Raw genomic sequence first — 20323 nt, forward strand, 5'->3', positions numbered from 1 at the left:
CAATCGGCCGGCCAACTCGGTTGGATATTGCGCTGAGGCAGGGGGAAAAATGGTACTTCCGAGGGCAGCCAGAACACAAAGGCGCACCCGCATTCAGGAAGAGAAGGAAGAGCTTATCCTTGAGGCGGCGCTTGAGGTTTTTGCGACCCATGGCTTTCGTGGCAGCACCATAGACCAGATTGCTGACGTCGCAGGCATGTCGAAGCCGAACCTGCTCTATTATTTCCGCACCAAGGAAGCCATGCACCGGGCGCTGATCGACCGGGTGCTCGACAGCTGGCTCGATCCGCTCCGCGAATTCGATGCCGAGGGCAATCCGGTCTCGGAAATCCGCAGCTATATCCGCCGCAAGCTGGAGATGGCACGCGATTTTCCGCGGGAGAGCCGCCTGTTTGCGAACGAGGTCCTGCAGGGGGCGCCGCATATTCTGGACGAGCTGAAAGGCCCGTTGAAGGAACTGGTGGACGAGAAGGCCGAAGTCATCCGCTCCTGGACGCGCGCGGGAAAAATCGCCAAGTGCGATCCCTATCACCTGATCTTCGCCATCTGGTCGACGACGCAGCATTACGCGGATTTCGATGTGCAGGTGCGCTCCGTGCTGGGCGAGGAGCGCTCGGGCGAGGGGCGTTTCGAGGATGCCGCGCGCTTTCTGGAGCAGCTGTTTATCGATGGCTTGGCGGTGAAGGGCGATCCCTCGTCGGCTTGATAGCCGCCTATTGCTGGTCAGGCTCTGATGCCGGGCCGGCGGCTTTTTCGGCAAGCAGCGGCTCGAATTCTTCCGCCTTATAGACGATCAGGGTTTCCAATGTGCCCGCGCGACCGCGGATGGCGATGTTGTAGCGCTCGTGCCCTTCCAGCGGCAGGCCGGCATAGCGCACAAGATCGGCGGAGACGGCGAGTTGCGCGTCATATTCCTTGGCAAAACCTTCCAGTCGGCTGGCAGCATTGATCGTATCGCCAACAGCCGTCAGGGAAGAGGCGCGGCCATAACCGATCTGGCCGATGATCGCGGGGCCGGCATGCATGCCCATGGCGATGCGCAACGGCTGATCCAGCTCGCTCATGAAGTTGCGGTTGAGAAGCTCGACGCTGCGGGCGATGCGGGTGGTGGCCGTGAGCGCCTGCTGACAGGCTGTCTCAATCCCGGTGTTGAGGCCGAAGATGGCGAGAGCACCATCGCCGATGAACTTGTCAACCGTGCCGCCGGCTCCCTCCACGGCTTCGCCGATCATCTCGAAATAGCGGTTGAGCAGAAAGACGGTATCGAAGGGAAGCTGCTGCTGCGACAGGCGCGTAAAATCGCGCAGATCGCAGAAGAGCACGGCGATCCGTCTTTCGCGTCCGGCTGCTTCCTCGGGGTTCGGGACGGTGGTGACGCCGACATTCTCGGCTCCGAGAACGGGAGCGATGGTGACGTTGTGATTGGGGCGAAGCTGGCAGGCAAGGCGCACATTGCTCGGCGCCTTGATGCGGCTGAGCGTATGGCGCTCCGCATCGCCGGGTGCCGGCAGGCCGTTCATGCCCTCAATGATACGCACGCGGCAGGTCGAGCAGCGTCCGCGCCCGCCGCAGATCGACAGATGCGGAATGCCGGCGGCGCGGCTGGCTTCGAGCAGGGTGAAACCGCGCGCGACCGATATGCTGCGGCCGTCGGGATAGGCGACGCGGATCTTGCCGTTGACCGGCAGAGCGCGCAGCACCAGCGTGCCGGCGATCGAGCCGAAGAGCGTTGCATAAATCCAGAAGCGGATGTCCCGGATCACGTCGAAATCCGTCCGATCAGGCTTGAACCAGGTGTTAGAGGCGGTCACGCCGTCCAGCGAACGGACACCAACCCAGAAACCGAGCAGCGCCAGCACAGGGACGAGAAGAGCAACGGTATAAAGCAGGAGCTGATAGCGCGGATACCAGTCGCGACCCCGCATCCAGAACCAGAAGCCGAGGCAGCCATGCGACCATGCGAAAACGAGCGCGACGCACTGGCGAAAGGCATCCGGCGGGCGCGACCATAGGCCGCCAAGCACATCATAGTAGCTGGCGGCATAGCCGGAGAGCATCCATTCGATGCGGGTCGCCGTTACATGCGGCACCAGCATGAAGGGCAAGGCAAGGCCGAAGATGATCTTCAGCGCCTCGCGCGGCGGCATGCGCAGGGTCTGGCGGCGATAAAGGCTGTCGAGCGCCAGAACGAAATGGGTGAGCAGCGATCCGTAGAGGAGGACGGTGCCGATCCAGCTGCGCCAGAGGATGTTGAAGAGGTCGCGCCCCTTCTCCATCGCATCGACGGAGATGAGGCCGAGTGCATGATTGAGAAAATGGGTGAGAAGAAACAGTCCGAGGCAGACACCGGTGATCAGGTGCAGCCTCTTGCGGGGGATATCCAGTTTCAATCTCAAGTGCGTTTCCGTGGCGCCACGTTTCGTGCGTCTCTTATTAAACTCCTTATTGACGAGTTCGCTCCGCGCGACAATGGCTGATTTATAGACGCATTGTCTCGTTTTCGTGATGAATGCGTGTGCTGTGGTTCAGGTTCTGAGCGCGGGCCGGTTCCAGGGCATCCTGTTCAAGAGCAGAGCCAGCCCGCACCAGCCGGAAACGCCTGCAATTGCCAGCATGGCGCCGAAGAAGCCGGCGGCGGCAAAACCGGCCGAATATCCGAGGAAGCCGGACGCAACACCCAGAGCAACCAGCCCGCCGACAATGATCTGCACCTGTCGGAAAATCGAGATTTTAGGCGCGCCACCGCCGCCGATAACCGGCAATCCGGCGGCCTGCCACGCCTCGATGCCGCCTTCCATATTGTAAACCGTAATATCGCGACCAACCGAATTTGCCAGCGCGCAGGCGTTTTCACCACGGGCGCCGCGCTGGCATTGCATGATGAGAGGCTTGTCTGGTGTGCCCTCACTCACGAGGAACTCAGACAGATGGGAAAGGGGGATCGAGGCGGCGCTGGCGATGTGAGCGCTACTAAATTCCCCGGGTTCCCGCACATCAACGAGCATGGCTTGCCCGTTTGCGATCAGCTTGGCGGCTTCGTTAGGTGTGATTGTCGTCGTCGTCATGTCTCGTCCTTGCAGAAGCGGTTGTAGAGAAGTTCCATGAGGTCACGGGTCGCAGGATGGTCGATCGTATAGAAAAGTGTCCGGTGCTCCCTGCGAAACGTGATGATGCCTTCATCCTTGAGTTTGCTCAGATGTTGAGACATCGAGGCCGGAGGAATGCCTGTCGCGTCGATAAGCTCGCTTACGCTCTTCTCGCCTTCAATAAGGCAGCAAAGGACGAGCAGGCGATGGGGGTTGGCGAAACCCTTCAGGAAATCAGCTACCGTCTCGGCCTTTGCCGGCATTTCACTGCTCAGAACCAACAAGCTCTCCCGCATCTTCAATTTATATTTTCATAATATCATATTTTTATAAATTGAAAAGTGGAATCTGTCCGCATGATGCAGCGCACCCCGAAGCCGGTTTTCGACTTCGGGGTGACGCAATGTTCGGGTGGTCAGAGAAAGGGAACTTACTCCGCAGCCTGCCGCGCCATCGGGTTGTTCGGGTGCGTGGTCCAATTCGCGTAGTTGGGATCGACGATCTTGCCGGTGCGCTCGTCGAGCGTTCCTGGCTCAAGCCCGACCATGGTGATGCAGTTTTCGACCGGGCAGACGTTGACGCAGAGATTGCAGCCGACGCACTCGTCTTCCATCACCTCGAAATGCCTGACGCCATCGACATACTGCGTGATCGCCTGATGCGAGGTGTCCTCGCAGGCGATGTGACACCGACCGCATTTGATGCAGGCATCCTGATCGATGCGGGCCTTGGCGATGTAGTTGAGGTTGAGATACTGCCAGTCGGAGACATTGGGAATGGCGCGGCCGCAGATATCGTCCAGGCTGCGATGGCCTTTGGTATCCATCCAGTTGGAAAGGCCTGTGATCATCTCCTGCACGATCTTGAAGCCGTATGTCATCGCCGCGGTGCAGACTTGCACGTTGCCCGCACCCAGAACGAGGAATTCGGCAGCATCGCGCCAGGTGGTGATGCCGCCGATGCCGGAGATCGGCAGACCATAGGTTTCCGGATCGCGGGCGATCTCGGCGACCATGTTGAGCGCGATCGGTTTCACCGCGGGGCCGCAGTAGCCGCCATGGCTGCCCTTGCCGTCAATAGACGGCTCTGGCGAAAACGTGTCGAGATTGACGGATGTGATGGAGTTGATCGTATTGATCAGCGATACGGCATCAGTGCCACCCGATTTGGCCGCCCGCGCCGGTTTGCGGATATCGGTGATGTTCGGCGTCAGCTTGGTGATGACGGGCATGCGGGTGTATTGCTTGCACCAGCGCACAACCATCTCGATATATTCCGGCACCTGTCCGACCGCAGCACCCATGCCGCGTTCCGACATGCCGTGCGGGCAGCCGAAGTTGAGTTCGATGCCGTCAGCGCCGGTTTCCTCGACCAACGGCAGGATCGCCTTCCAGCTTTCCTCCTCGCAAGGCACCATGATCGAGGCGATCAGCGCCCGGTCCGGCCAGTTCATCTTCACCTGCTTCATTTCGCGCAGGTTGGTGTAGAGGTCGCGGTCGGTGATCAGTTCGATGTTGTTCAAGCCAAGAAGCCGGCGGTCGGCGCCCCAGATCGCACCATAGCGCGGGCCGTTGACGTTGACGACGGGCGGGCCTTCCTCACCCAAAGTCTTCCAGACGACACCGCCCCAGCCGGCCTTGAAGGCGCGCTCGACATTGTAGGCCTTGTCGGTCGGCGGGGCCGAGGCGAGCCAGAAGGGGTTCGGTGATTTGATGCCGACGAAATTGTTGCGCAGATCAGCCATAGCTCATTCCTCCCTTCAGGCGACGGCCGTGATGGGCTGTGCGGCAGCCATCAACGTGCGGTGGATCGATTCTGCGGCATCGCGGCCATTCGCAACGGCCGAAACGGTGAGGTCTTCGCCACCGACGATGCAATCGCCGCCAGCCCAGACGCCATCCATGGACGTGCGACCTTCTTCGTCGACCGAGATGCGGCCGCCTTCGAGTGCGATGATGCCGAGGCCGTCGGCCTCGAAGGTCTGGCCGATGGCTTTCAGGATCTGGTCGGCGACGATCGCGCCGGTTTCACCTGTGGTCACAAGACGTCCGTCCTGAAGCGTGGTGTAATCCAGTTCGATACCGGCGACCTTGCCGTCACGGGCGAGGATGCGCTTCGGCTGCAGCCAGTGGCGGATCACAACGCCCTTGGATGCGGCCAGATCCTGCTCGAACTCGGAAGCGTTCATGTGCTCCTTGCCGCGGCGATAGCAGATCGTCACGTCCTCGGCGCCGAGCAGCTTGGCCTGCACGGCCGCGTCGATCGCGGTCATGCCGCCGCCGATGACGACGACGCGACGGCCTACGGGGATATCGGCCTTGGTTTCGGATTGGCGCAACGCGGCGATGAAATCGACGGCATCGTCGACGCCATCAAGCGTTTCACCTTCGGCACGGAGCGCGTTGACGCCGGAGAGGCCGAGGCCGAGGAACACGGCGTCGTGCTTTTCGAGCAGGTCCGAGATGCTGAAGTCACGGCCCAGCATCTGGCCGGTGCGACAGTCTATGCCGCCGATCGAGAGCACATAATCGACTTCCTTCTGGGCGAAGTCGTCGGTCGATTTGTAGGTGGCGATACCATATTCGTTGAGGCCGCCAGCTTTTTCGCGGGCATCGTAGAGCACGACATCATGTCCCTTCACGGCCAGGCGGTGGGCGCAGGCGAGGCCGGCCGGGCCGGCGCCGACGACAGCGATGGATTTGCCCGTCGCCTCAGCCCGTTCGTAGAACTGGCGGTTGTCGCGCATGGCGATGTCGGTGGCGTAGCGCTGCAGCCGGCCGATCTCCACGGGGCGATGCTCGGCGGTGTTGCGCACGCAGGCCTGTTCGCAGAGCGTTTCGGTGGGACAGACGCGGGCGCACATGCCGCCCAGAATGTTCTGGTCGAAGATGGTGTTGGCCGAGCCGATCGGATTGCCGGTCGATATCTGCCGGATGAACAGCGGGATATCGATGGAGGTGGGACAGGCCGTCATGCACGGCGCGTCGTAGCAGAAGTAGCAGCGGTCGGCGGCAACCAGCGCCTCGTGGTCATCGAGCGGCGGATGAAGATCCGCAAAATTCCTCGCGTAATCGGCAGGCGTGAGCCGCCCGGCAATGATGCCATTTTCAGTCGTTCCCATTTTATCACTCCCAAATGTCAACGCCTCAGGATGATGAAACGGTACCACGGAAATTTTTTTTATCAAACGGTAAAAATTGAGTCCGGAAGTGCTTGAAAATGCTGCATTGCAAAGGTTTGCGGCGGGTGCGAAGGAGGCGGATCGTATGGTTCGTTTGACAGGGCGGCCCAAAAAATGGCAGCACCTGATGGAGGAGAAAAACATGGCGCGCAGAGCGGAAGCAAACAGCAAGCTGGACGATGCCGCACGCGCCGGCTGGCTCTATTATGTCGCCGGCCGGACGCAGGACGAGATCGCCGCGACGATGGGCATTTCGCGCCAGTCGGCGCAACGTCTGGTGTCGCTCGCCATGGCCGAGCGGTTGATCAAGGTTCGGCTCGATCACCCCATTGCCGCCTGCCTCGAGCTTGGGCAGAAGCTGCGGGAAAAATACGATCTTCGTCATGTGGACGTCGTGCCCAGCGATCCCGGTTCATCCTCGACCACAGTGGGGATCGCCGAAGCCGGTGCCGCGGAAATCGAGCGCTGGCTGAAATCGGCCGAGCCGCTGATCGTCGCGATTGGGACGGGCCGCACGCTGAAGGCGGCCATCGACCAGCTGCCGACCATGGATTGTCCGCAGCATCGTATCGTGTCGCTCACCGGCAACATTGGGCTTGACGGCTCGGCCGCCTATTACAACGTCATCTTCTCGATGGCGGATGCGGTGAAGGCGCGGCATTTTCCGATGCCGCTGCCGGTTCTCGTCTCATCGCCCGAGGAGCGGGAACTGCTGCACAACCAAATACTGGTGAAATCGGCGCTGCAGCTTGGCGCGGAGGCCAATGTCGCCTTTGTCGGCGTCGGCGAACTCGGCGAGAATGCGCCCCTGTGCGAAGACGGCTTTCTTGCGAAAGACGAGATGCTGAAGCTGATGGGCGAGGGCGCCGCGGGAGAAATCTGCGGCTGGATGTTCGACCGGGACGGCAACCTCCTGGATGGCAGCATCAACGAGCGCGTTGCCTCGGTTCCGTTGCCTTCCTGCGAGACGGCGACCATCATCGGCATGGCCAAAGGCGAGCGCAAGCAGGTGGCTTTGGCAGCGGCTCTGAAGGGCCGAATCCTCAACGGCGTCATCACCGACGAGGCCACGGCTTCGTATTTGCTCACGCATTGAGCTTTTGCTCACAATAATTTGTACTCGTTAAATCAAAGGTTTGATCCGCTTCTTCGGCGCTGCAGCAACGAAAGGCAATTGACAAGTTTTGTCTATTTATGAGTAATTGCCCGTGAGCGAGGCAAATGCTCATAACTCTTCTGGGAGGAAGAATATGAAATTGAAAACTTTGTTGCTGGGCGCATGCTCGGCATTCGTCATCGCGGGTTTTGCCCAGGCTGAAACCCTCACCATCGCAACGGTGAACAATGGTGACATGGTCCGTATGCAGGGCCTGACGGAAGACTTTACCAAGGCAAACCCGGATATTCAGCTTGAGTGGGTCACGCTCGAGGAAAACGTTCTTCGCGAACGTGTCACCACCGACATCGCCACCAAGGGCGGTCAGTATGACGTTCTGACCATCGGCACCTATGAAGTTCCGATCTGGGCCAAGCAGGGCTGGCTCCTGCCGCTCGACAACCTCGGTGCCGACTATGACGTCGACGACCTGCTGCCGGCCATCCGTTCCGGCCTGACCGGCGACGACGGCAAGCTTTATGCTGCACCATTCTACGGCGAAAGCTCGATGGTCATGTACCGCAAGGACCTGATGGAAAAGGCCGGGCTGACCATGCCCGACGCTCCGACCTGGGAGTTCATCAACGAAGCGGCCCGCAAGATGACGGACCGTGCCAATGACATCAACGGCATCTGCCTTCGCGGCAAGGCCGGCTGGGGCGAGAACATGGCGTTCCTGACCGCCACGTCCAACGCCTTTGGTGCACGCTGGTTCGATGAAAGCTGGAAGCCCCAGTTCGATCAGCCGGAGTGGAAGAATACGCTCGACATGTACGTCAAGCTGATGAACGACGCCGGCCCGCAGGGCGCGTCTTCCAACGGCTTCAACGAAAACCTGGCGCTCTTCCAGCAGGGCAAGTGCGGCATGTGGATCGATGCCACGGTGGCTGCTTCCTTCGTGACCAACCCCAACGACTCTACCGTTGCCGACAAGGTTGGCTTCGCTCTGGCGCCGGATACAGGTCTCGGCAAGCGTGGCAACTGGCTGTGGGCATGGAACCTTGCCATCCCGGCAGGCACGCAGAAGGCGGAAGCTGCCGAGAAGTTCGTTTCCTGGGCAACCTCCAAGAAATACCTTGAGCTGGTCGCCGAGAAGGAAGGCTGGGCCAACGTTCCTCCGGGCACGCGCACCTCGCTCTACAACAACCCCGAGTATCAGAAGGCTGCTCCGTTTGCCAAGATGACGCTCGACTCGATCAACGCCGCCGACCCGAAGGCTCCGTCCGTCAAGCCGGTTCCTTACGTCGGTGTCCAGTTCGTCGCCATCCCGGAATTCCAGGGTCTCGGCACGACGGTCGGCCAGCTTTTCTCGGCAGCGCTTGCCGGTCAGATGACGGTTGACGATGCGCTTGCACAGGCACAGACGGCTGCCACCCGCGAAATGACCCGCGGCGGCTACATCAAGTAAGAGGTTCCTTCCCAAGGACAGATGACCCGAACACATCGTCCGGGTCGTCAAACTTAACCTGGCGTCAGCCGTTTGTGGGGCTCCACGTGGGGCGACTGACGCCAGGACTTTTCGAAATAGAACAAGAAATCCGGCGATTGCCCTCCCGTCGCGGCGGACATTGGACCGGGATCAGTGGGAGGGTGCATAATGGCTACGCATAATACCCGTGCGCTGGCACGCTGGATGATGGCCCCGTCGGTCGGGCTTCTCCTGATCTGGATGATGGTGCCACTGGCGATGACGCTGTGGTTTTCCTTCCAGAACTACAATCTCTTGAACCCGGCGAATGTCAGCTGGGCCGGGCTTTTCAACTATCAGTTCTTCTACAGCGATCCGGCCTTCTTCCAGTCGATCTGGAACACGCTGGTCATCGTGGTCGGCGTGCTGCTCATCACGGTCCTCGGCGGCATTTCGATTGCGCTGCTTCTGGACCAGCCGATGTGGGGGCAGGGGCTTGTCCGCATTCTCGTGATCTCGCCGTTCTTCGTCATGCCGCCGGTGGCCGCGCTGGTGTGGAAGAACATGATCATGCACCCGCAATATGGCGTGTTTGCCGATATCGCCCGCTTCTTCGGGATGCAGCCGGTCGACTGGTTCGGGCAATATCCGCTGTTTTCCATCATCATCATCGTCGCCTGGCAGTGGCTGCCGTTCGCGACCCTCATCCTCCTGACCGCGCTGCAGTCGCTTGACGGAGAGCAGAAGGAAGCCGCCGAAATGGATGGCGCCGGCTTCGTCAATCGCTTTATCTATCTGACGGTGCCGCATCTGGCCCGCTCGATCACGGTCGTCATCCTGATCCAGACGATCTTCCTTCTGGGCGTCTATGCCGAAATCCTCGTCACCACCAATGGCGGCCCGGGCTACGCATCCACCAACCTGCCATTCCTGATCTACCGCACAGCCCTTCTCGGCTACGACGTCGGCGGCGCTTCGGCAGGCGGCATCATCGCAGTCATCCTCGCCAACATCGTCGCATTCTTCCTGATGCGTGCGGTTGGCAAGAACCTCGACAAGTAAGGGAGGCAGAACCATGGCTCGTGCAGTTTCGACCAGAAGAACAGTGTTCTTCACGATCGTCGCCTGGATCATCGCTCTGCTGATCTTCTTTCCGATCCTCTATACGATCATTACGTCGTTCAAGTCCGAGACCGAGGCGATCCAGGGCTTCAACCTGATCCCGTCGGCCACGGTTGAAAGCTACGCGGCGGTTCAGGCGCAGAGCAACTATTTCAAGTTCTTCCTGAACTCGGTGATCATCTCGGTCGGCTCGACTTTGCTGGCCTTGCTGATTGCTGTTCCGGCCGCATGGTCGATGGCGTTTTCGCCGACGAACAGGACCAAGGACATTCTTATGTGGATGCTCTCCACCAAGATGATGCCGGCGGTCGCGGTTCTCGTGCCGATCTACCTGTTGTTCCGCGACTTCGGTCTGCTCGACAATCGGCTGGGCCTCACCTTCATGCTGACAATGATCAACCTGCCGATCGTCGTCTGGATGCTCTACACCTACTTCCGCGAAATTCCGGGCGAAATCCTCGAAGCTGCGCGGATGGACGGGGCATCCCTGTGGAACGAGATCGTCTACGTGCTGACGCCGATGGCGGTTCCGGGCATCGCTTCCACGCTTCTCCTCAACATCATCCTCGCATGGAACGAAGCCTTCTGGACCATTCGCCTGACCACGACCAATGCAGCGCCGCTCACGGCCTTCATCGCGTCCTTCTCAAGTCCGCAAGGCCTGTTCTGGGCCAAGCTCTCGGCGGCCTCGACGCTCGCCATCGCCCCCATCCTGATTATGGGATGGTTTTCACAAAAGCAGCTCGTGCGCGGCCTGACCTTCGGCGCCGTGAAGTGAGCGACAGAACAAACAAGACGAGCGGGAGCGGAACATGGGCAATATCAAACTGAGCAAAGTCAACAAGACCTTCGGCGCAACGACGGTCATTCCGGGCATCGACCTGACCATCGAAGATGGCGAGTTCGTCGTCTTCGTCGGCCCCTCGGGCTGCGGCAAGTCGACCCTTCTGCGCATGATTGCCGGCCTTGAGGACGTCTCTTCCGGCAAGATAGAGATCGACGGCAAGGACGTGACGGAAGCGGCCCCGGCAAAGCGGGGCCTTGCCATGGTCTTCCAGTCCTATGCGCTTTATCCGCACATGACGGTGAAGAACAACATCGCCTTCCCGCTGAAGATGGCGAAGATGGATCAGGCCGCCATCGACAAGAAGGTGGCGGATGCCGCCCGGGTCCTCAATCTTACCAATTATCTCGAACGCCGTCCGGGACAGCTTTCGGGTGGTCAGCGTCAACGTGTCGCCATCGGCCGTGCGATCGTACGCGAACCATCCGCTTTTCTTTTCGACGAGCCGCTATCGAACCTCGATGCGGCGCTGCGCGGCACCATGCGGCTGGAAATCAGCGAACTGCACAACCAGCTGAAGACGACGATGATCTACGTCACCCACGACCAGGTGGAAGCCATGACCATGGCGGACAAGATCGTCGTTCTGAATGCCGGCAATGTGGAGCAGGTGGGCTCGCCGCTCGACCTCTACCACAAGCCGAACAACCTCTTCGTTGCGGGCTTCATCGGCTCGCCGCGCATGAACTTTGCCTCGGGCGCGATCTCGCAGCCCTATGGGGCTCACACCATCGGCATCCGGCCGGAACACTTACGTCTTTCCAAGGAAGGTGGAACCTGGAAGGGCGTGGTCAGCGTCGCCGAGCATCTGGGTGCCGATACTTTCTTGCACATCAACGTGGAGGGCATTGGTCAGGTGACGGCTCGCGTCGCCGGGGATTTCGGCGCCGGCCATGGCGATGTCGTCTATCTGTCGCCGGAAGAAGGCCGCATCCATCGTTTCGACGAAAAGGGACTGGCGATCCGATGATGAGGCGAGAAAGGAAAAGCGCGTTGATTCCCGGATCGGCGCGTGGGCTTGGTCATGCCTTCGCGGATATCAATCTCGCGCGGGCTCTGGTGGCGGCCGACGCCGTGAAAACTGACGTGACAAACCAGACTTGCAAAGCCGGTGGCGGCAACGGGGCTGAGCTGAGGCTCGTCGAAAGGAAGAAGACATGACCACGAAACTTTCGCTTGCCAACCTCGGTGCCATCAAGGCGACTGCTGCCGTTCCTGCCTATGAACGGTCCGACCTCAAGGCCGGAATCGTGCATTTCGGCGTCGGCAATTTCCATCGCGCCCATCAGGCGATCTATCTCGATGATCTCTTCAACACCGGCAAGGGACATGACTGGGCAATCATTGGCGCCGGCGTTCTGCCGTCCGACGAGACGATGCGCGCAAAACTTGCCGAGCAGGATTTCCTGACGACGGTGGTCGAGCAGGACAACAACAAGAGTGCGGCGCGCGTCACCGGCCCGATGATCGGTTATCTGAGCCCCGGCAATCCGCAAGCGACGATCGCTCGGCTTGCCGATCCGGCAATCCGCATCGTCTCGCTGACGATCACCGAAGGTGGATACTTCATCGATCCGGCCTCGGGCCTCTTCAATCCCAGCCATCCGGCAATCGCTGCGGACGCTGCAAATCCGACCGAGCCGAAGACGGTCTTCGGTTTGATCATTGCTGGCCTGAAGGTGCGCAAGGAGCAGGGTATTCCGCCCTTCACGGTCATGTCTTGCGACAACATTCCGGGCAATGGCGAGGTTACCCATGCCGCCGTCTCGGGTCTGGCGCGGCTGTCGGATTCAGACCTTGCCGAGTGGATCGATGAGAACGTCGCCTTCCCGAATGCGATGGTCGATCGCATCACGCCGGCCACCGGCCCGCGCGAGATCGGGATCGCGGCGTCCGATTACGGTATCGACGACAACTGGCCGGTGTTCTGCGAAGAGTTCAAGCAGTGGGTTCTGGAAGACAAGTTCACCGCTGGCCGACCGGCGCTTGAAGATGTCGGCGTCCAGTTCGTGCCGGACGTCGCGCCCTACGAGCACATGAAGATACGCATTCTCAACGGCGGCCATGCGGCGATTGCCTATCCGGCAGCACTTCTCGACATTCATTTCGTCCATGAAGCGATGGAGGAGCCGATCATCCAGGCCTTCCTCGCCAAGCTGGAGCATGACGAGATCATCCCGATCGTGCCGCCGGTGCCGAACACCAATCTGCACGACTATTTCAAGCTCGTGGAAAATCGCCTGTTCAACCCGAAGATCGGCGACACCATTCCGCGGCTCGCGCAGGACGGATCCAACCGCCAGCCGAAATTCATCCTGCCTTCGACCGCAGATCGGCTGAAGCGCGGCGAGGACGTGGTGGGGCTCTCTCTGGTTTCGGCGCTCTGGTGCCGCTACTTCGAAGGAACGACCGACAGCGGCAAGCCGATCACCTTCAACGACGCCAGCGCCGACCGGCTGCACGAAGCGGCCTTGAAAGCGAAGGATAATCCGGACGCCTTCCTTGCGCTTTCCGATATCTTCGGCGAAGTTGCGAAATCCGATCTGTTCCGGAGGCGGTTTGCACATGCGCTGCGCACACTCTGGAGCAAGGGCACGCGGGCGACCCTGCAGCTCTATCTCGACGGACATCTTGGAGATTGACGACATGACGTTCTGCCCCCCGCGTGATCTTCTGGCTGCCCTTCGCCGGGCCGCGGTTACGGGGGGGGATTTTTGATGGTAGCCCCCCGACTGGTCATCTTTGATTGCGATGGCGTTCTCGTCGACAGCGAGCCGTTGTCGATCGAGGTCCTGATCGGCGTTCTCAGGAATGCCGGTGTCGAGATGGACGCCGAAGAGGCCACGGAGCGGTTTCTCGGCAAGAGCCTCAAAACCATGTCATCGATCCTGCATGACGAATATGGCCTCGCAGTCGATGATCGTTTCCTCGAAGAAATGCGTCTCGATCTGTATCGTCGCTTCAGGACCGAACTGCAGCCGGTTCCGGGTATCGCCGCGGCGCTGGACGGGCTTGACCTGGCGCGCTGTGTGGCGTCTTCCAGCCAGCCGGAACGCATCCGGCTTTCGCTGACCATCACAGGTCTCATCGACAAGCTGGAGCCGCATATTTTCAGCGCCAGCATGGTCGAGCACGGCAAGCCGGCGCCGGATCTTTTCCTGCATGCCGCCTCCAAGATGGGGTTTGCTCCGGGAGAGTGCATCGTGGTCGAAGACAGTCCTGCCGGCATCCAGGCGGCAAAGGCGGCGGGCATGCGGGTCTTTGCGTTTACCGGAGCCTCCCACGCCAGAACCGAACGTCATCTCCACTCCCTGCGCGAGCTTTCGCCGGACGTGGTGTTTGACGAGATGGGGGATTTGATCCACTTTGTTCGAAAAGAACAAAGGGATGGGAACACCGCTTGATGCGAGATCTGCTGGTTGCAGTCGATGTCGGGACCGGCAGCGCGCGCGCTGGTATCTTCGACAAACACGGCCGTCTTCTGGCCCGCGCCGACTATCCGATCGCCATGAACCGGCCGGAAGAAAACCACGCCGAGCACGATTCCGAAAACATCTGGCAAGCCGTCTGCATCGCCGTGAAGACGGCTCGCGCCAAGGCGGACGTTCCCGCGTCTTCCATTGCCGCCATCGGCTTCGACGCGACCTGTTCGCTCGTGGTGCGCGATAAGGACGGCGCACCGCTTTCTGTCAACCGCAAGGGCGATCCGCGCTGGGACACGATCGTCTGGCTCGACCATCGGGCGCTTGAGCAGGCGGATGCCTGCACCGCGACGAACCATCCGGTGCTTGCCCATACCGGCCGCGTCATGTCGCCGGAGATGGAAATGCCGAAGCTGATGTGGCTGAAGCAGAACCTTCCGGAGCAATGGGCGAAGGCGGGTTATTTCTTCGATCTCGCCGACTTCATGTCCTGGCGAGCGACGGGCAATCCGGCGCGTTCACGCTGCACGCTGACGGCCAAATGGAATTACCTCGCGCACACCTCCGGAGGCTGGAGCAACGACTTTCTTGAGAAAATAGGCCTTGAAGACCTGCTTGAACGGGGCAGTCTGCCGAGCGAGACGACGGCTGTCGGCCAGTCCGTGGGAACATTGACCGCCGCGGCGGCCATGGATCTCGGGCTTGATGAAGACTGCCGTGTCGCGACCGGCCTGATCGATGCCTATGCCGGCGCCATCGGTGCGTTGGGCGGATTTGCCGATGACGCCGGCAAGCTCGAACGGCAGTTGGCGCTGATTGCTGGTACGTCGAGTTGCATTGTGGCCTTCTCGTGCGAGATGAAGCCCGGTTTCGGACTTTGGGGGCCTTATTTCGAGGCCGGATTTGCTGAAGCATGGTTGGTCGAAGGCGGCCAGTCGGCGACGGGGGCATTGCTCGATCATGTGGTTCGCAGCCACAGCGCCGGCGGGGAGCCCAATGCGGATGTGCACGCGCGTATCGTCCTGCGAATCCAGGAGCTTCGCTCGCAATATGGCCGCGATTTCGCAAGCCGGCTGCATGTGCTTCCCGATTTCCACGGCAATCGCTCGCCGCTGGCTGATCCTCACGCACTTGGCGTTATCAGCGGCCTGACGCTCGACAGTTCCTTCGATGCGCTCTGCAGGCTCTACTGGCGCACCTGCGTCGCCATCGCGCTCGGCATTCGCCATATTCTTGAGATGATGCGGGAAGCCGGCTACGATCTCGACACCCTGCATGTGACGGGCGGGCATGTGAAGAACCCGCTGCTGATGGAGCTCTATTGCGATGTCACGGGTTGCCGGGTCGTCGTTCCCCACACAAGCGACGCCGTGCTGCTGGGCACATCGATTGTGGCCGCTGTTGCCGGCGGCCTGTACCCGAACCTCGCCGCCGCCGGGCATGCCATGTATCCGGGTGGACAGGAGCGTCGGCCCGATCCCTCCATGCGGGACGTCTACGATCGCGACTATCGTAAGTTTCTCAGTCTTTACCGGCACAGAGCCGAGCTGGAAGCCCTCTGATCAACGGTCGAAGTCGCTCCCGAAAAAATCTCCAGTTTTTTTGATCGTTCCTGGAACCTTTATCCAGTCAGCCCGTTAATGGGATGTCCGGATACGGTTCGCATCGCCCCCAATGCGAACGCCCCCAACGAAATCCGGCTACCAGCTCACATGCCCCCTCGGTGAGTTGTCGATATCAGCCAGTGCCTTCCCCCGGCACTGGCTGTTATCTTTTTTAGCCCCAAAAACTCGTTTTCCCGAATAGCTGTACTGAACGTCTCCCGGTCAGCACAGCCCTGTCAGTCTTAACGTAGGTCTACCGTAAGAGGTGGACTTCGCCCGCAATCCGCGGCTCTTTATCACACTTCCATACAAAATGCGGGCCGAAGCAGTATATCTTCGGCCCGCACTTCAGTTGTTCATATTCAGCTTTGCGACAGGGTGCCGACCGAACCGCGGGCGCCTTATGCCGCAGCCTTGGTGGATTCGTTAAAGAAGAGCGCCTGACTGATCAGGGCCTTCACCATATCCGGATTGAACGGCTTGGTTACCAGGAATGTCGGTTCCGGGCGCTCGCCTGTCAGCAGGCGCTCGGGGAATGCAGTGATAAAGATGACCGGGATGGCTGCGTTCTGCAGAATCTCGTTGACAGCATCGATGCCCGAGCTTCCATCGGCGAGCTGAATATCGGCCAGCACCATTGAGGGGCGCGTGGTCTTGAAAAGAGCGACTGCCTCATCGCGAGTACGGGCGATGCCGGTAACACGATGGCCGAGGCTTTCCACCATCTGCTCGATGTCGATCGCGATCAGCGGCTCGTCCTCGATGATCATGATATCCGTTGCAACCTGGCGCGAGATTTCTTCGGAGGCGCGCTCGAGAAGCTTGTTGACGTTGGCTTCCGTCGTATCGAGAACTTCCGCGGTCTCGTCGGCTCGAAAACCTTCGACGGATGCGAGAAGAAAGGCCTGGCGGGCGAGCGGCGAAACCGATGCAAGATTGATCGAAGCGCGCTTTTCCCAAGCGAAAGGCGAAACCGGTTCGGGGATCAACACGGAGGAAGAGCCGAACAACTTGGTGTAGAGCTGAAACAGCGCGACGCGGTCGCTGCTTGCTTCAGGAAAAATCGAGACGTCTGCGATCAGCGCTTCGAGCACGGCGGCCACATAGGCGTCGCCCGAAGTCTGTGATCCCGTCAAGGCTCGCGAGTAACGGCGCAAATAAGGCAGAAACGGAGCGATCCGGGTAGAAAGTGACATACAAAATACTCCCTCTGTCTGGCATGGGTTCTATTCGCCAGCGTGCCAATCAAACGCACTTCAAAAAAAAAGGTTCCGACGGTGGAACATATTTTTTCGCGGCGCATTACCCGCTCAGAAGAAAATGCAAAGGTAATGGGCGTAGATGAACGACAGACTTGGGGCAGCGCGCGACGTCGAAAGAGACAGTCGCGCAGACAATCCGAACGCGCAGATTGCAGCGAAGCTGCGAGCGCTTTATCTTTCCGTACAGGAAGAGGCCATTCCGGACAAATTTTTGGATCTGCTTGAAAAGCTCGATGCGGTCGAGCGGCAGAAACTTCCGGATGTTGCCGAATGAGCGAGCGCATGAAAGCAGATGAATCGGGCTTCAAGCGGGAAATGCTGGCGGCATTGCCAAGCTTGCGCGCGTTTGCGATGTCGCTGATCGGCCGGCATGACAGGGCCGACGACCTTGTGCAGGACACCATCATGAAGGCCTGGGCCAAGCAGGACCACTTCGAGATGGGCACCAACATGAAGGCGTGGCTCTTCACCATCTTGCGCAACGAGCTTTATAGCCAGATGCGCAAGCGCGGCCGCGAGGTGCAGGACAGTGACGGCTATTTCACCGAATCTCTTGCGCAGCACCCCGCGCAATATGGTTCGCTGGACCTTCAGGACTTCAAGCGTGCTCTCGACATGCTGCCGCCTGATCAGCGCGAGGCGATCATTCTGGTCGGCGCATCGGGGTTTTCCTATGAGGAAGCTGCGGAAATCTGCGGCTGTGCGCTTGGAACCATCAAAAGCCGCGTAAACCGTGCCCGCCAGCGACTGCAGGATATTCTACAGATTGCAGGCGAGGGCGAGTATGGTCCTGACGCGACGTCGGCGCCGATGACATCGCGTGCCTTCGTGTCCTGACATTTGCACTCTCTAACAAGGACACGACGCTCCCCGGCGTCGTGTTGTTTTCCGTAAGCCGGCGTACAGATGCTGTCCGGCGACGTTGCTTCACCATCCACAATGGGGCAGAACAGAAATCGCTATCCATTCGGCAAGCGCCAGACATGGGTATCAGCGAGGCTTGTAATTGAATGACGCAAGAGTTGACGATCACCAGGACGGATATTCAATCCGTGCTCGCCTCGCCGCTTCGGCTTGAAGCCTTGCGGAATTTCGTACCGGATATGGCCTGGCCCGATACGGATTTCGACCCGCTGACGGCGCTTGCATCGTCTCTCTTCAATGCGCCGATCGCTCTGGTCACCTTGCTCGACGATCGCGATCAGTGGTTCAAGTCAGCCCTTGGAACCAACCAGTCACAGGCTCCGGCACAGACGTCTTTCTGCGCCCATGTTATCGAGGCTGCCGACGACGGCGTGCTCGTTGTTTCCGATGCCCTCAAGGACAGTCGCTTTTCCAGTCAGCCGTTCGTCACAGGTGAGCCCTACCTTCGCTTCTACGCGGGTGCGCCGATCGTGATCGACGGACACGCGGTCGGCACCGTCTGCGTTTTCGATGTTAAGCCCCGCGACGAGGTCGATCAGGGTGCAATCCGGCAGCTGGAGCACGTTTCGAGGGTCGCCGCGTCGTTGTTGCGATTGAAGCACGACAGCCGTCAGAGTGCGTTGAAGGAGGCGGAGATTTCTCGCGAGGAGCAGCGTCACGAGATGGCGCTCGACGCCGCCAACATCGGTAGCTGGCTCTGGAACATCAAGACGGGTGAAGTGTCCTGCAATGGTGCCATGACGCGCATGTTCGGCATGGAACCGGCTTCTTCGCTTCAGGCAAAGGATATATTTGCCGCGATCCATCCGGACGACCGGCTTGCCGCGCTCTCGCGACTTCGCTCGGCCATGGCCAAGGGCGAGGAATATGACGGTCTTTTCCGGATCGCCGGCAGCGGACGCTGGGTTCTTGGACGCGGCAGGGTGCATGAGCGCGACAGCGCCGGGCGCCCGACGGCTTTTCTCGGCATCAATGTCGATGTCACGGAAGAGCAGACGTCGAACCAGCGAACCCGGCTTTTGCTCCGCGAACTGAACCATCGTGTGAAGAACACGCTTGCGATGCTGCAATCGCTTGCCCGGCAGACACTGCGCACGACGAGCGATCCCAAACAGTTCATGACCGCGTTTGCCGGGCGCCTCCAGGCTATCTCCGAGGCGCACGGCCTGCTGTCGGATCACGAGTGGGGAGCGATCCGGCTGTCCGCACTCCTCAACAAGCAGCTCGCGCCGCATGTGCGCGATTATGAGGAGCAGGTGGAAATCCATAAGGATGAAATTCTTCTGGGGCCTGATCAGGCTGTCGGCCTCGGCCTCGTGCTGCACGAGCTTGCGACGAACGCCGCTAAATACGGCGCGCTGACCAACGCCGACGGCAAGATCATCGTCACCGCTCGCAAAGTGGACGAAGACGGCATGGAGGTATTGCGGATGACCTGGACGGAAGTCGGTGGCCCGGTTGTCAGCGAGCCGGAACGCAAGGGCTTCGGTTCCATCCTGATCGAGCGCAGCCTGGACAAGGTCATGGGAAGCTCGGTGGAAGTGCAGTATCTGCCGGCAGGCGTGACCGCACTGGTGCGATTGCCGCTCTAAACCATGTCTCGCGAAAGTGTACAGCGGTTTTGCGGAAAGACATGCGTAAAACAAAAACCTAAATCGTATGAGCGAATCTCAAAGATCGCGGCACGTTTTAGGTCGAGCCGTTCAAAATCAATCGCTCTTGAAGATTGCGTAGCCGTCTAACGTCCCTCGGACGAAGGCTGGATGAATTTTCCAAAAAGTAAATGAAAACAAATGGCGTCTGGCAGGGTCAATCCGGTCCCGACAGACGCTAAAATCGCGTTAGTCGTCCGAGTGTTTTCTTTTGCTTGTGAGGCCGAGGAACGCACCCATTGCAACGGCGACGCCGGCTGCGAGAAGTGGCTGCTTCCGAACAAGCGACAGGGCCGTGGCCGCGATAAGGCCGCTTTGCAGCTGCGATTGGCGCCGGCGTTCTGCGGCGATCCGGCGATCCCGGGCCCTGATGTAGGCCAATACACACAGCACGATAAGCCCTAGGACAATGAAGGCTGCGGCAACGATCAGGCTGGCAATGACAGGTGGATAGATTGTCGAAAGGTAAAGTCCTGCCGCTACGAGCGCAAAGACATAGGCATTGAGAAACAGGAAGCCCGCAATCAGCCAGTAAAAGCCATTGCGTTTATAGCGCGATACCGTGGCGCCGACGTCCGTTGCGATCAGTGTCGACAGGAGTGCCCCTAAAGAGCCCATTCTTTATCTCCAGACTGGGCGGCGTCTTCTTCATGCAATGCGCG

Annotated in this window: 19 protein-coding genes; 12 read left to right on the forward strand and 7 right to left on the reverse strand. The window is 59.9% G+C overall.

The features are described from left to right. The first annotated feature begins 49 nt into the window (after positions 1 to 49). The gene (locus BLX89_RS05190) at positions 50 to 706 is read left to right on the forward strand and encodes a TetR family transcriptional regulator C-terminal domain-containing protein (RefSeq protein WP_075289584.1); all 657 of its coding nucleotides are present in this window, start codon (positions 50 to 52) and stop codon (positions 704 to 706) included. 7 nt (positions 707 to 713) lie between these two features. Here the strand turns inward: BLX89_RS05190 and BLX89_RS05195 are convergent, their stop codons facing one another. The 5 genes from BLX89_RS05195 to BLX89_RS05215 all read right to left on the reverse strand — a co-directional run bounded on the left by BLX89_RS05195 (position 714) and on the right by BLX89_RS05215 (position 6207). Next, positions 714 to 2396, reverse strand: coding sequence for an adenylate/guanylate cyclase domain-containing protein (locus BLX89_RS05195; RefSeq protein ID WP_075289585.1), 1683 nt, complete (start codon positions 2394 to 2396; stop codon positions 714 to 716). A 129-nt stretch (positions 2397 to 2525) separates the two neighbouring features. Further along, entirely contained in the window at positions 2526 to 3065 is a 540-nt protein-coding gene (locus BLX89_RS05200) for a rhodanese-like domain-containing protein (RefSeq protein ID WP_075289586.1), read from the reverse strand. After that, on the reverse strand, positions 3062 to 3367 hold the full coding sequence (locus tag BLX89_RS05205) for an ArsR/SmtB family transcription factor (RefSeq protein WP_245292756.1): 306 nt from the start codon (positions 3365 to 3367) through the stop codon (positions 3062 to 3064). Before BLX89_RS05205 ends, BLX89_RS05200 begins: the two co-directional genes overlap by 4 nt. 149 nt (positions 3368 to 3516) lie before the next feature. After that, on the reverse strand, positions 3517 to 4830 hold the full coding sequence (preA, locus tag BLX89_RS05210; protein ID WP_075289588.1) for an NAD-dependent dihydropyrimidine dehydrogenase subunit PreA: 1314 nt from the start codon (positions 4828 to 4830) through the stop codon (positions 3517 to 3519). A 15-nt stretch (positions 4831 to 4845) separates the two neighbouring features. Beyond that, on the reverse strand, positions 4846 to 6207 hold the full coding sequence (locus tag BLX89_RS05215; protein ID WP_075289589.1) for an NAD(P)-dependent oxidoreductase: 1362 nt from the start codon (positions 6205 to 6207) through the stop codon (positions 4846 to 4848). A gap of 202 nt (positions 6208 to 6409) precedes the next feature. On the opposite strand from BLX89_RS05215, the gene BLX89_RS05220 reads away from it, so the two are divergent. From BLX89_RS05220 to BLX89_RS05255, 8 genes are all read left to right on the forward strand, one after another. Further along, complete coding sequence (locus BLX89_RS05220; protein ID WP_075289841.1) at positions 6410 to 7363, forward strand: sugar-binding transcriptional regulator; 954 nt, start codon at positions 6410 to 6412, stop codon at positions 7361 to 7363. Positions 7364 to 7517: 154 nt separating this feature from the next. Then, positions 7518 to 8831: an ABC transporter substrate-binding protein gene (locus tag BLX89_RS05225; protein ID WP_075289590.1), complete on the forward strand. Its 1314-nt coding sequence runs from the start codon at positions 7518 to 7520 to the stop codon at positions 8829 to 8831. 189 nt (positions 8832 to 9020) lie between these two features. Next, positions 9021 to 9893 (forward strand): carbohydrate ABC transporter permease, encoded by an 873-nt coding sequence (locus BLX89_RS05230; protein WP_075289591.1) that lies wholly within the window; start codon positions 9021 to 9023, stop codon positions 9891 to 9893. Positions 9894 to 9906: 13 nt separating this feature from the next. After that, positions 9907 to 10731 (forward strand): carbohydrate ABC transporter permease, encoded by an 825-nt coding sequence (locus tag BLX89_RS05235; protein WP_075289592.1) that lies wholly within the window; start codon positions 9907 to 9909, stop codon positions 10729 to 10731. Positions 10732 to 10765: 34 nt separating this feature from the next. Next, positions 10766 to 11767: an ABC transporter ATP-binding protein gene (locus tag BLX89_RS05240; protein WP_075289593.1), complete on the forward strand. Its 1002-nt coding sequence runs from the start codon at positions 10766 to 10768 to the stop codon at positions 11765 to 11767. A gap of 187 nt (positions 11768 to 11954) precedes the next feature. Next, the gene (locus BLX89_RS05245; protein WP_075289594.1) at positions 11955 to 13439 is read left to right on the forward strand and encodes a mannitol dehydrogenase family protein; all 1485 of its coding nucleotides are present in this window, start codon (positions 11955 to 11957) and stop codon (positions 13437 to 13439) included. Positions 13440 to 13514: 75 nt separating this feature from the next. Continuing rightward, positions 13515 to 14201: an HAD family hydrolase gene (locus BLX89_RS05250; RefSeq protein WP_075289595.1), complete on the forward strand. Its 687-nt coding sequence runs from the start codon at positions 13515 to 13517 to the stop codon at positions 14199 to 14201. Continuing rightward, positions 14201 to 15781, forward strand: a complete 1581-nt coding sequence (locus BLX89_RS05255) for an FGGY-family carbohydrate kinase (protein ID WP_075289596.1) — start codon at positions 14201 to 14203, stop codon at positions 15779 to 15781. Before BLX89_RS05250 ends, BLX89_RS05255 begins: the two co-directional genes overlap by 1 nt. Before the next feature lie 443 nt (positions 15782 to 16224). Here BLX89_RS05255 and BLX89_RS05260 read toward each other — a convergent pair whose 3' ends face one another. Beyond that, a complete protein-coding gene (locus BLX89_RS05260) occupies positions 16225 to 17019 on the reverse strand; it encodes a response regulator (RefSeq protein ID WP_075289597.1) in 795 nt (264 codons plus the stop codon). 145 nt (positions 17020 to 17164) lie between these two features. Between BLX89_RS05260 and BLX89_RS05265 the strand changes: the two genes are divergently transcribed. The 3 genes from BLX89_RS05265 to BLX89_RS05275 all read left to right on the forward strand — a co-directional run bounded on the left by BLX89_RS05265 (position 17165) and on the right by BLX89_RS05275 (position 19601). Further along, positions 17165 to 17359 carry a NepR family anti-sigma factor gene (locus BLX89_RS05265; protein WP_075289598.1) on the forward strand — a complete coding sequence of 65 codons (195 nt, stop codon included), beginning with the start codon at positions 17165 to 17167 and terminating at the stop codon, positions 17357 to 17359. 8 nt (positions 17360 to 17367) lie between these two features. Continuing rightward, positions 17368 to 17922 (forward strand): RNA polymerase sigma factor, encoded by a 555-nt coding sequence (locus tag BLX89_RS05270; RefSeq protein WP_075289842.1) that lies wholly within the window; start codon positions 17368 to 17370, stop codon positions 17920 to 17922. Positions 17923 to 18095: 173 nt separating this feature from the next. Further along, positions 18096 to 19601 carry a sensor histidine kinase gene (locus BLX89_RS05275; protein WP_075289599.1) on the forward strand — a complete coding sequence of 502 codons (1506 nt, stop codon included), beginning with the start codon at positions 18096 to 18098 and terminating at the stop codon, positions 19599 to 19601. A gap of 249 nt (positions 19602 to 19850) precedes the next feature. Here BLX89_RS05275 and BLX89_RS05280 read toward each other — a convergent pair whose 3' ends face one another. Continuing rightward, positions 19851 to 20279, reverse strand: coding sequence for a phage holin family protein (locus BLX89_RS05280; RefSeq protein ID WP_075289600.1), 429 nt, complete (start codon positions 20277 to 20279; stop codon positions 19851 to 19853). Positions 20280 to 20323 lie beyond the last annotated feature (44 nt).

It is taken from the genome of Pararhizobium arenae (assembly GCF_001931685.1).
Lineage (GTDB): Bacteria > Pseudomonadota > Alphaproteobacteria > Rhizobiales > Rhizobiaceae > Pararhizobium > Pararhizobium arenae.